General features: G+C 64.2%; 10 protein-coding genes. 5 read left to right on the forward strand and 5 right to left on the reverse strand.

Features of this window, described 5'->3' with window-relative positions; translation table 11 throughout:
* Positions 1-61: 61 nt before the first annotated feature.
* From AAGW05_RS02905 to AAGW05_RS02915, 3 genes are read right to left on the reverse strand one after another with little or no spacing between them, the layout of a single operon-like run.
* Positions 62-2,782, reverse strand: a complete 2,721-nt coding sequence (locus AAGW05_RS02905) for a LuxR C-terminal-related transcriptional regulator (RefSeq protein WP_411802969.1) — start codon at positions 2,780-2,782, stop codon at positions 62-64.
* Positions 2,783-2,793: 11 nt separating this feature from the next.
* Complete coding sequence (locus AAGW05_RS02910) at positions 2,794-3,384, reverse strand: TetR/AcrR family transcriptional regulator (protein WP_411802970.1); 591 nt, start codon at positions 3,382-3,384, stop codon at positions 2,794-2,796.
* Positions 3,385-3,405: 21 nt separating this feature from the next.
* On the reverse strand, positions 3,406-4,422 hold the full coding sequence (locus AAGW05_RS02915; RefSeq protein WP_411802971.1) for an alpha/beta fold hydrolase: 1,017 nt from the start codon (positions 4,420-4,422) through the stop codon (positions 3,406-3,408).
* A 307-nt stretch (positions 4,423-4,729) separates the two neighbouring features.
* On the opposite strand from AAGW05_RS02915, the gene AAGW05_RS02920 reads away from it, so the two are divergent.
* From AAGW05_RS02920 to AAGW05_RS02940, 5 genes are all read left to right on the forward strand, one after another.
* Positions 4,730-5,437, forward strand: coding sequence for a FadR/GntR family transcriptional regulator (locus AAGW05_RS02920; RefSeq protein WP_411802972.1), 708 nt, complete (start codon positions 4,730-4,732; stop codon positions 5,435-5,437).
* Complete coding sequence (locus AAGW05_RS02925) at positions 5,434-6,402, forward strand: asparaginase (protein ID WP_411802973.1); 969 nt, start codon at positions 5,434-5,436, stop codon at positions 6,400-6,402. The genes AAGW05_RS02920 and AAGW05_RS02925 overlap by 4 nt, the downstream gene beginning before the upstream one ends.
* 83 nt (positions 6,403-6,485) lie before the next feature.
* Positions 6,486-7,937, forward strand: coding sequence for an aspartate ammonia-lyase (gene aspA, locus AAGW05_RS02930; protein ID WP_411802974.1), 1,452 nt, complete (start codon positions 6,486-6,488; stop codon positions 7,935-7,937).
* 77 nt (positions 7,938-8,014) lie between these two features.
* Positions 8,015-9,559, forward strand: coding sequence for an amino acid permease (locus AAGW05_RS02935; RefSeq protein ID WP_411802975.1), 1,545 nt, complete (start codon positions 8,015-8,017; stop codon positions 9,557-9,559).
* A 113-nt stretch (positions 9,560-9,672) separates the two neighbouring features.
* Positions 9,673-10,329, forward strand: a complete 657-nt coding sequence (locus AAGW05_RS02940; RefSeq protein ID WP_411802976.1) for an FMN reductase — start codon at positions 9,673-9,675, stop codon at positions 10,327-10,329.
* A gap of 97 nt (positions 10,330-10,426) precedes the next feature.
* On the opposite strand, the gene AAGW05_RS02945 is transcribed toward AAGW05_RS02940, so the two are convergent.
* The gene (locus AAGW05_RS02945) at positions 10,427-11,485 is read right to left on the reverse strand and encodes a hypothetical protein (protein WP_411802977.1); all 1,059 of its coding nucleotides are present in this window, start codon (positions 11,483-11,485) and stop codon (positions 10,427-10,429) included.
* A gap of 72 nt (positions 11,486-11,557) precedes the next feature.
* Positions 11,558-11,701 (reverse strand): family 20 glycosylhydrolase, encoded by a 144-nt coding sequence (locus AAGW05_RS02950; RefSeq protein ID WP_411802978.1) that lies wholly within the window; start codon positions 11,699-11,701, stop codon positions 11,558-11,560.
* Between the last annotated feature and the right edge of the window lie 240 nt (positions 11,702-11,941).

Raw genomic sequence — 11,941 nt, forward strand, 5'->3', positions numbered from 1 at the left:
TAGGGAGCGGGTGGGTGAGTAGGCGTCACCCAATGAGGTGATTGGGTGGGTGAGATGGTCGCTAGAGGAGGCCGCGCTCGCGTGCGCGATGGACTGCTGCCTGCCGGGTGGTGACCCCGAGTTTGGTAAATATGTGCTTGGTGTGGGTGCGCAAGGTGTTGTAGGAGATGAACAGTTGGGCGGCGATGGCCGGCCCGCCCAACTCGCTGCCCAGGAGTCGGAGCACCGCCAGTTCCCGTTCGCTCAAAGGCGGGTCCGACGTCGTTTGTTGGCTTGCGTCCAGAGCATGACCCTGGGTGGTGCCGGCCATGCGGAGCAGGGCCAAGAGGTATTCCGCTCCGCCGTGACGGGCGGCATCGCGTAGCAGGCCTGTCATGGCTTCCCCCTCGTCGAGGAAGAGCCGGGCGTACGCGAGTGGTTCGGCAACAGCGGCCACAGCAAGGGCCAAGGCTTCCCGGGCCTGCACCCGCTGGCTCAGTTCCTCGTGCACCAAGGCCTGCAGAATCAGGATCTCCACCAGGCTTGATGCCCTGCCGGAGGTTGAGGCGGCCATCCGGAGCCGGTCCAACAGCGCAAATACATCAAGGAGAAGGTCTGCCTCGGGGTGTGCCCGGTGCCATGCGATGAGCAGCCGCACCAGGGTCAGGTGCTCGAACTCGCGCAGATAGGTGGCGTTATCCGTCGTGGAGAGGCCCTGCTCGCTAGCCCAGTCAGTGGCCTCCGCCAGCCTGTCCGATGAAATCAAGAGCCGGGCCTTGACTGCCGCGATGGGGCGGATGTCCGGGAAAAAGCCTTGCCGGTACAGGGGCGCCGCCTGGTCCAGAAGCCGGATGGCTTCGCGCGGATCGCCCTCGGCTGCCGTGAGCAGTCCGGTGGCCACGAACCAGCGAAATCGGCTCTCGGTCATTGCCGCACCCTCCAACAGCTTCGCAGCGGCGCCAAGATGCTCCCGTGCGGAGGCGAGATCGCCTGCGCTCCTGAGCATCTCACTGAGCCCAACATGCAATTCGGCGGCAGCACGGGCCGTCGAGGGGCCATGGCTCGCGGCCAGTTCCAGCGCCTCTGCCAAGAGTCGGCGGGCAGTGTCGGGGCGGCCGGCCGTGAACCACATGTCCGCCAGCAGGACAGTGCCGCTGAGTTCGTCGACGAGGTTGCCGGCCGCCCGCAGGCTCGCCACGGCCTGGGTGAACGTTGACAGGGAAAGCCGCACCTGGCCCTCAGCCCAGGCGGCGAGCCCCAGAAAGCCGGTTGCGGCGCCCCGGGCCAGATGATCGCCGGGTCCCGCCAGCTCAAGTGCGTGCCGGGCATGAACCGCTGTGCCTGGCACATCACCGCGCGCCTGGGCCATGGAGGCACGGTAGACGGCGATGGTTGCCGGCAGGGTCCGGAGTTCATCCGTGATGGCCCGCGGCGCGGCCTCCTCCGGCGCGGCCTCCTCCGGCGCGGCGTGGTCCGGCGCGGCTGCCAGTGCGAGCTCCGCCCTTGTGAGCCAGGGTTCGACGCCGTCGAGGTCGCCGCTGACCATGAGCATGAATCCCTGGAAGACACTCAAGATCGGGCTGCGGGCGACGACGTCCGCAGGCAGTGCCTTGAGCCAGTCCCGGAGCATCCAGTCCTGCCGGGTGCGCCTGATCGTTGGCACGGCCGCCTCCATCAGGTGCGCCGCGGTGTCATGGTCGCCGGCAGCCAGCGCGTGGTTGATGGCGTCCGGCACCATGTCCTGGCCCGCGTACCAGTGACTTGCGCGTTGATGCAGCAGTGGAAGCTGCGCCGACGGCTCGTCAAGAAGGCGGGCCCGCAACACGTCGGCGAAGAGGCGGTGGTAGCGAAACCATTCCCGCCTCTCATCCAGCGGAACCACGAAAAGGTTGGCGCGCTCCAGTGCCGTGAGCTGCTCACGCCCGTCATCGCGGCCGGTCACGGCGTCACAAAGCGGGCCAGTGAGCCTGTCCAGGACGGAGGTTTGCAGCAGGAAGGTGCGGACCGGCTCCGATTGCTGGGCCAGCACCTCTTCGACGAGGTAGTCCAGAATGAACCTGTCATTGCCCGTGAACCTGTCGATAAAGCCGGCCGTATCTTCACGCCCCTTCAGCGACAGGGCGGCCAGCTGAAGCGCGGCAACCCATCCTTCCGTGCGTTGCTCCAGGGCTGCGACTTGCTCCGTGGCCAATTCCAGCCCCGCCGCCGCGTCGAAGTAGGCAGCAGTTTCGGAGGGGGTGAAGCGAAGCTCCGCGGCGCGGATCTCGTGCAGTTCCCCGCGCACGCGCCACCGGGACAGGGGCATGGCCGGGTCGACGCGGGTGCCGAGCACAAGGTGCACGGCAGGTGGCAGATGGTCAAGCAGGAATACCATCCACTTGTCGATCTCGCGGTTGTCCACCCAGTGGTAATCGTCAAGCACCACGATGGTTTCCTGGGCGATCCCGGCCAAGTCGTTGAGCAAGGTGGTGAGCAGGCGCTCGGTCGGCAGGGGGATCTCCCGGCTGAGTTCAAGGGCGCCTGCACCGATGGTCGGCTGCACTGTTTGGAGGGCCGCCACGACGTTCGACCAGAAGGTGGACGGGTCATGATCCGCGGAGTCCAGGGCGAGCCAGGCGACGCCCAGCCTGGCTTGCGGGGCCTTGGACAGCCACTGCGCCAGAAGAGTTGTCTTGCCGAATCCGGCTGGGGCTGAGAGGAGAGTCAGCTTGGAGCCGGTGCCGGCTTGCAAGAGCGCACTGAGCCGCGGACGCGCCACCAACTCGGGGCGCAGCCTGGGCAGGAACAGCTTGCTGGCGATCATTGCCTACCCGTTCATTCTGGGGCCCGGGCTGCCATGAGTGAGGTGATTGTCAGTGGAAGCGAGTGCGCAACTTCGGCATCCGTGATGCGCCCGGCGCGGATCTCTGCCGCTGAACCGTGGAGCAGGGTGAAGTAGCAGGACGTGAGCCACGTGGGCGAAACGTCGGTCCGGAATACCCCGGTTCCCTGGCCCCGTTCGATCAGTCGTTGAACACGGAGCATCGTCACATCATGGTGGTCACGCACGTGCGCGGTGCCCAATTCTTCCTCGGCGGCAGCGATCAGCCCCTGCAGATCCGCCAGAATCCGCCAGGAGGAACGGACCAGGAGATCCAGCGCCGCGGTGGGGTCGCCGTCGAGCTTCAGCGAAGTGAGGCGGGCCTCGACACGTGCCATGGTCCTTGTCGCGGCAGCCTCGAGCAATTCCTTCCGGGAAGAAAAGTGGCCATAGAGTGTCACCCGCCCCAATCCGGCAGCTGCGGCGATCTCTGTCATGCTCGACCTGGCATTGGTGGCCAGACATGCCAAGGCCGCATCGAGGATGGCCTCACGATTGCGCTGCGCATCGGCGCGCCGCGGCTGGCCTTTTTGTTCCTCACTCATGAGTGGCATCCTATCCCGCGCTCACTTGATGCCGGTTTGGCTCAAGAAGCCACGTATCTTCAGGGCCATGGTGCCCGCCAGGGTCCAATGCAGGTAGTGCGGGCCGTTGAGGACCAGCAGTTCGTGGTTGGTGACATTGGCCAGCTGGCGTTCATGGGCTCCGAGCCAGTTCGCATTTTGGTCCATGGTTTCCTGGGATAGGAAGTCCAAGACGGGAATGTTGTCCGGGTACCTCATGTCACGGAGTTTTGTCATTTCCCCCATCCGCAGGGTTTCATCCGTGACGGCCTGGTTGCCAAAATCCCAGATGGTCAGCTGGCGCATTTGTTGGCGTTCGTCGCTGGTCAAGGCATTGCCGCCGGGCTCCCCGTAGCCAAGGTCTGTGGCCCAGCGGATGAGTCCGGTGGTTGAGGGGATGTGGGCCCAGAAGTTCTTGCCTGCCGGCATGGGGCTCGCAGCAGGCTCCTTGACGTCGGATGCCGCAACGGTGGGCACAGTGGGGTCGATGCCGATCACTGCGGACACCTCCTTGGGGTACGTGTTGGCGTAGTGCAGGGTGTAGAAGCCGGCAATCGAGTGGCCTGCAAGTACGTAGGGCGTGGTGAGGCCGAGTTTGGAGATCACCTCGTGAAGTTCCTCGGTGATGTTTTCCACGGTTCGCGGCCGGGCGGCAGGGTCGCTGTATCCGTAGCCAAAGCCCTCGACCACCACGCTTTGGAAGCCGTCCAAGTCCCTGAGTAGGGGTGCGAAGTCAAGGCCGGGAGCGGGGGTGCCGAGTCCGCTGAGGAAAACTACTGCCGGGCCGCTATCGCCGCTTCGAGTGACATTGATGGACCCCTGCGCGATGTGCACCCGTTCCCCGTAGGGTGCGGTGGCGGATTTCTCCCTGCCTTCCATCGCGAGGTTTGCAGTGGTGGAGGCAAGTAGTGCCGCCGTGAGGGCCACTGCCACGATTCCCGTGACCCGCAGGGCGCCCCTGCGCCGCCGTGGTGGCCTAGGGGTTGTAACTGGTGACGTGGAGAGATTTTCGGACAGCATGGCGGGACTCCAGGAATGAAGGATTTTTTGGGGGGTACGGGGCGACGTCTCCGCGCTGCGACTCGGCCTGATTGGGTCACGGGCAACTAAGATAAATCATACAACTGTGTTTGAGTTATGGAAAGAGGATGGTTAAAGCAACACCCCAAGCCCCAACGCTCGGTTACATTTCGTGCATTTTTGGGCAACCCTCCTTCACCTGGTAACCGAGCGTCGCCCGAAAGGCAGCGAAATGTAACCGAGCGTCTGCAAGGGGCGTGGGGTGCGAAGATTGACACGCGCTGTAAGCCGTGCGAAAGTTTTGGGTATGAACCTGTCAGACAGCTGGACAGCAGGACAGGGGCCCATCGCCCGTGTCAGCGCAGCAGAAGCCGTATTCCAGGCCATCCGTACAGCCATCGAAGAAGGGGAGCTGCACGTCGGCAGCAAACTCAGCTCGGAAACCATGCTGGCCGCCCAATATGGCGTTAGCCGCTCGGTGGTCCGCGAGGCGCTGCGTTCCTGCACGGCACTGGGACTGACCGAAACGCTGACAGGTAAAGGCACCTTCGTGGTCGCCAATCGCGTATCGAGTGACCTTGTCCTCGGACAGTATTCGGCCCGCAGCCTGATGGAGGCCCGCCCCCACATCGAGGTGCCGGCCGCCGAATTTGCCGCCACCCGCCGCACGGCCGAGCAACTCGAGGAAATGCGCGGCATCCTGGCGCTGATGGCGGAGGAGGACGACCCCGAAATCTGGGTCAGCCTCGACGCCAGCTTCCATGCCGCCATTGCCCGGGCCAGCGGCAACGGCGTCTTCGAACGCGTCGTCAACGACATCCGCGACGCCATGGTAAACCAGTCCGAAACCATCAACTTGATCACGGGCCGCACCCGCCAGTCCGATGCGGAACACCTGACCATCCTTGACGCCATCGCCCGCGGCAGCAGCAATGACGCCGGACTGACCATGGCCACCCACCTCCGCGCCGTTGACGCCGCACTTAGCCTCATCATGGGAGAAGAGAACGCATGAACAACCACGATTTTCCCGCCCACGCCCCACTTGCCGTGCAGACCCGCGGCGAGCTGGTGGAAAGCGTCCACTATGGATCCATCATCGCCCTGGCGCCCGACGGCGGGAGCCTGATTTCCAGGGGTGAGCCCACCGCACGCGCGTACCCGCGATCGGCACTGAAACCACTGCTCGCCGTGGCCATGCTGCGGGCCGGCCTCGAGCTGCCCACTGACCAGCTTGCGTTGGCAGCGGCAAGCCATTCCGGCGCAACGGAGCACCAGGAAACCGCCGCCAGGATCCTTGCCGCCGCTGGCCTCAGCGAGGCTGACCTGCGCAACTCCACGGACTTGCCCTACGGTGTCGGGGAACGCGAAGAGTGGCTGGCAGCAGGCAAGGGCCCCACCCAGCTGGCCCAGAACTGCTCCGGCAAGCACGCCGCACTCGTGGCCACGTGCGTCAAAAACGGCTGGCCGTTGGAAACCTACCTGCACCCCGATCATCCCCTGACGGCACTCATCCGTGAAACCGTGGCTGAGCTGACAGGTGAGGAAATCACCGCGATCAGCACCGATGGCTGTGGCACCGAAGTGTTCGGCCTGTCCCTGAACGGCATGGCACGGGCTTTTAGCACATTGGTCACGGCAGCCCCCGGCGCCCCGGAACGCCTGGTTGCGGACGCCATGCGCGCCCACCCGGAAATGGTGGCCGGCAGCGGCCGCGACGTCACAGCCCTGATGGAAGCCGTTCCCGGACTGCTGGCCAAGGACGGTTTTGAAGGCATCCAGCTCATCGCACTGGCCGACGGCAGCGCCCTGGCTCTGAAGATTTCCGACGGCGGCGACAGGGCCCGCATGCCAGTTGCCGTCCCGGCCCTGCTGGCCATGGGCGTTGACCCGGGGCTGCTTGAACCCTTCAACCACCTGCCCGTCTATGGCGGGGGCCGCCCCGTGGGCGAACTGCGCGGGCTGCCGCCCACCGGCTGAGACGAATCTACTGACTGCCCGCGGCCACTGCCGCCGGCACCACATTCAACGGCGCCATGAAGCGCCCAAAGCCAAGGAGCATCATGTCCGACACCTTTTCCAACACCCCGGTTCCCGACCCTGAGCCAGCACCCTCGCCTGGGACCTTCCGCATCGAGCACGACCTGATCGGTGACCGCAACGTCCCCGCCAACGCCTACTGGGGTGTGCATACCCTGCGCGCCGTGGAAAACTTCCCCATTACGGGCATCCCGCTCAGCGACAACACCCACCTCGTCAACGGCCTGGCCATGGTCAAGCAGGCTGCGGCCCAGGCCAACCGGGAGCTGGGGTTGCTTGATGACGCCCGGGCAGGAGCCATCATCAAGGCCTGCCAGGAGATCATCGCCGGTGAGCTGCATGAGCAGTTCGTGGTTGATGTGATCCAGGGGGGTGCCGGGACGTCCTCGAACATGAACGCGAACGAGGTCATCGCGAACCGCGCCCTGGAAATCCTGGGCCACCACAAGGGCGAATACCAGTTCCTGCACCCCAACGACCACGTGAACCTGAGCCAGTCAACGAACGACGTCTACCCGACGGCCGTGAACGTGGCCACCATCTTTGCGGCAAAGTCGCTGGTGAAGGCCATGGAATACCTTGGCGCGGCCTTTGCGGAAAAGGCCGTGGAATTCAGGACCGTGGTGAAGATGGGCCGCACCCAGCTCCAGGATGCCGTACCCATGACGCTCGGCCAGGAATTCAACACGTACGCCGTGACCATGGGCGAGGACAGGGCCCGGCTCGCCGAATCGAGCATGCTGGTCCACGAGATCAACCTCGGCGCCACGGCCATCGGCACGGGCCTGAACGCGCCGCCGGGGTATTCGGGACTCGCCTGCAGGCACCTGGTGGAAATCTCCGGGCTGCCGCTGACAACCTCCCTTGACCTGATCGAGGCCACATCCGACGTCGGGGCTTTCGTCCACCTGTCGGGCGTACTCAAGCGTGTGGCAGTTAAGCTGTCAAAGATCTGCAACGACCTGCGCCTGCTCTCCTCCGGCCCGCGCGCCGGGTTCGGCGAAATCACGCTGCCGGCCGTCCAGGCAGGATCCTCGATCATGCCCGGCAAGGTGAATCCGGTGATCCCAGAGGTGGTTAACCAGGTGGCGTACGAGGTCATCGGCAACGACGTCACCATCACCATGGCGGCCGAGGGCGGACAACTGCAGCTCAACGCCTTCGAGCCCATCATTGTCCACAGCCTGAGCAAGAGCATGAGCCACCTTGAAGCCGCGTGCACCACGCTGGCCGACAAGTGCATCCGCGGCATCACCGCCCACGAGGACAAGCTGCGTGCCATGGTGGAGGACTCCATTGGCCTTATCACTGCCCTCACCCCGCGGTTGGGCTACGCCGCCTCCACTGCCATCGCACTGGAAGCACTTTCCAGCGGCAGGGGTGTGGCCGATCTGGTGCTTGAGCACAAGCTGCTCACGAACGAACAACTCAATGAACTGCTGCGTCCCGAGCATCTCGCCAACCTGAGCGACTGACCCGGGCCGCTTTCGCGCGGCAACTTGCACGACGGACGGCAAAGGAGCCGCCCGCACCTAAGAAGAGGATTCCCATCATGCACCACCAGGAAAATACAGAAACATCCGATCTGGTCCAGGATGCGCCCGGCGCCTCGCTGACCGCGGAGGACGCCGGGCTGCACAAGGGATTGAAGTCGCGACAAATTCAAATGATCGCCATCGGCGGGGCCATCGGAACCGGCCTCTTCCTCGGCGCCGGCGGCAGGCTCGCCAGTGCTGGCCCCGCACTGATGTTCAGCTACGCCATTTGCGGCTTCTTTGCCTTCTTGATCCTGCGGGCCCTGGGTGAACTTATCATCCACCGGCCCACATCGGGCTCTTTCGTCTCCTACGCCCGCGAGTTCTACGGGGAGAAGGCGGCGTTTGTCTCGGGATGGCTGTATTGGCTCAACTGGGCCATGACAGCCATCGTGGACATCACCGCCATTGCCTTGTACATGCATTTCTTTGCCAAATATGTGCCATGGATCGGGGCAGTGCCGCAGTGGGTCTGGGCACTGGCCGCGCTGCTGGTTGTGCTCGGGCTGAACCTTGTTTCGGTACGGGTATTTGGCGAGATGGAGTTCTGGTTTGCCCTAATCAAGGTCGTGGCGCTTGTGTCCTTCCTTGTCATCGGTGTCTACTTTGTCATTTTTGGCACCCCGGTGCCCGGCCACGAGGTGGGCTTCAGCCTAATCGCCAACAACGGCGGGTTCTTCCCCAACGGGCTGCTTCCTGTGGTGGTGGTGATGCAGGGCGTGGTGTTTGCCTACGCCTCCATCGAGCTGATCGGCACGGCGGCCGGTGAGACGCAAAACCCCGAAAAGATTATGCCCAAGGCCATCAACACCGTCATCATCCGCATCGCGATCTTCTATGTAGGTTCCCTGATTCTGCTGTCGCTGCTGCTGCCCTACTCCGCGTATAAGGCGGGGGAGAGCCCGTTCGTGACGTTCTTCAGTTCCATCGGCGTACCAGGCATCGACTCCATCATGAACCTCGTGGTGCTCACGGCAGCCATGTCCTCACTCAACGCCGGGCTGTACTCCACCGGCCGCATCCTGCGCTCAATGGCGCTGGCCGGATCGGCGCCGAAGTTCGCAGCGAAGCTAAACAGCAACGGCGTCCCGTATGGTGGCATAGCCCTAACGGCGGCGGTTGCCGTGCTCGGTGTCATCTTGAACGCCCTTGTCCCCTCGAGCGCCTTTGAGATTGTGCTCAACGTTGCGGCACTTGGCATCATCTCCTCCTGGGGCACCATCGTGCTGTGCCAGTTGGCCCTGCACCGGCTGGCGAAGAAGGGACTGGCTGTGCGGCCCGCGTTCCGGATGTTCGGTGCCCCCTACACCGGATACCTGACGCTGGCCTTCCTGTTGGCCGTCCTGGTTCTCATGGCGTTCGACAACCCCGTAGGCACATGGACCGTGGCCTCCTTGGTGATCATCATTCCAGCGCTCATTGCCGGCTGGTACGGAGCCCGCGGCAGGATCCTGGAGATTGCCTCCGTCCGCCACACCGACATCCATGCGCACCCCGTCGAAGCTCACCACAGCGGAGCGACGGCGGCCGGGGACGCCGAGTACGGCGGGCAGAAGAACTAGGAGGTGACCGGCGTCGGGCATTCCCGACGCCGGATGGAACCTGTGCGGGAATAACCCCGGCGGCACCCCCGTTGACCCTATTGAATGCAAACGCATGAAGTTAGGGAGTCACGATGCAGCGCACGGTAATAGTCATTTCGGCAGGCCTTGGGGTCCCCTCCACGACTCGCATGCTGGCGGATCAAATGGGGGCCGACGTCATCGCTCGCCTGGCCGCCAGGGGAATCACCGCGGTGCTCGACGTGGTCGATCTGCGCAACTACGCCACCGATATCGCCAATAACATGGTCACCGGGTATGCCGGACCGAAGCTGGCAGAGGTCATTGATCGTGTGGAGGCAGCCGATGCCATGATTGCCGTGACACCCACTTTCAGCGCCTCCTACTCCGGCCTGTTCAAGTCATTTTTCGATGTGATTGAACCGAAATTCCTCGACGGCATGCCAGTGCTTTTCGGCGCCACGGGAGGCTCGCCCCGCCATTCACTGGTGCTTGAGATGGCCATCCGCCCGCTCTTCAGCTACCTGCGCGCCAACACCATGCCCACCGCCGTCTACGCTGCGCCCGAGGATTGGGGCGGCTCCGGCAGCAACCCGCTCGAACGCCGTATCGGTCAGGGTGCGGGGGAGCTTGCCGCAGTTTTGGCCAGCCACGTTCAGGTCAGTACGACGGCGGACGGCAGCCACCGCGTCAAGCGGGCGCAGCGGGAAGCCGACGACATGACCTCCCTGCCGTTTGAGGAACTGCTGGCCGCAACCCGCCGCAGGTAGCGAAAAACAACCGACCCGTCGGTCAGTCAGCAGATCACGCCCTTAAAACGCCTCACGGGGCGGTTTTGAGGGCGTGATCTGCACAGTCACGGAGGTACTAGAAGATGGGCTGCACCGGCTTGGACGTCAGCGGCGGCGGATCCAGTTCGTCAAGGACCACAGTGAGCGCGGTCTTGTAAATGTCCGGGTGGATCTCCGGGCTTGCATGTCCGGTGTTGGGCACAAAGTAGACAACGTTCCTATTGCTGGGCATCAGTGCCTCCCATCCGCGAACCGCCTTAGCGGCATCGACAATGAAGTCCTCGGGGTCGTAGATCAGCCCGATCCCGGTTGAGACGGGGAGTTCGCCGTTGTATTGCCGCGGGAACGCCTGCAGGAAGGTGGCTTGGGTGGTATTCAGGATCAGCGAGTTGTTGTCCTGATTCAATGATCCTGCGATGCCGCTACGCGCAGCCTCATACATGCCCTGGCCGTTGGGGTTGGCCAGGCCGCCCCACACGCCCGCAGCCAGTCGCCCGATCAGGCCAAGGTACGGGACTACCTTGCCCGCGAGGGAGATGTATTCCTTGCCGGGATCCAGTGTGTCGCTGACGTTGCTGGGGCTTGAACCCATGACGACAAGCTGCACCTTCAGCCCGGTTTGGGCCAGCAGCGCGCCCAGAACGACGGCGACCATGCCGCCAAAGCTGTCACCGTAAAAGTACACGGTGTCGATCTTGCGCTCGTACACGTCGCGCTGGATGGCAATGAACAGCTGGGCGACGTCGATGCCGTCGTTGGAATAACCAATGTACGACGCCGGTGCGCGCTGGTTCATGGCCGGCTGCAGTGCCTCAAGCTTGCGTCCCGCATCGCGGTAGCTGACCATGAAGCCAGCCAGCAGGTACCAGGTCTTGCCGGGGAACCGTGCGGCGGCCGTCCTGTTTTCCTCGTTGTCAGGGGTGGCGACGCGGTACCGGCTGCGCTCGGTCAACCGGGCGTCGGCGGCAATGTTGGCCCGAAACCCGGTGCCGAGGGCTGCGGCGCCCATGATCCCGAGAAAGAGCCTGCGTGGCATGTCGGGAATCTGGCGGGTCGCCCGTGCTGCCGGGGCCGGCTTGTTTGGTTTGCCGTCCCCGTGCTGCTTGTTGCTGAGAATGTCTGCGCGTGCTGTCATGGTGAATCGTTCCCATTCTTCCACGCTTGCGGGCTGGCCCTTGATCCCGGGTCACTGCTGCCACGGCAGCGGTCAGTTGTCCTGGCGGTACTCGACACCCAGGGCGTCCAGGCGCGGGAACGCCATGTAGTCCAGGGTGCGGGACGAATCGATGCATTCGGTCCGCAAATTGGTCTGGCCGCCAAGCACATGCCTGACCTCTCCGGCGTCGAGCACTGCGGGAACCGGGTCAAGCCGTGCACGTCTGCCGCACCCAGCGGGATGGAGACAGGGACGGGTTCGGTGGGAAGGTCCGACTGCCTGTCGTCGAGGTAGTCGAGGTAGGCGAGGTCCTCGGGACAACAAACGACGTCGTGTCCCCGGCGCGCGGCGGTCAGCGCACCTCCATGGGCTTGCCGAGGACGCCCGGTTCGGGGTGGGCGGCCGGGGCTGCCTGGACGTGGCCGGGGGTTTCAG

This window comes from Arthrobacter sp. LAPM80 (assembly GCF_046736435.1).
Taxonomy (GTDB): domain Bacteria; phylum Actinomycetota; class Actinomycetes; order Actinomycetales; family Micrococcaceae; genus Specibacter.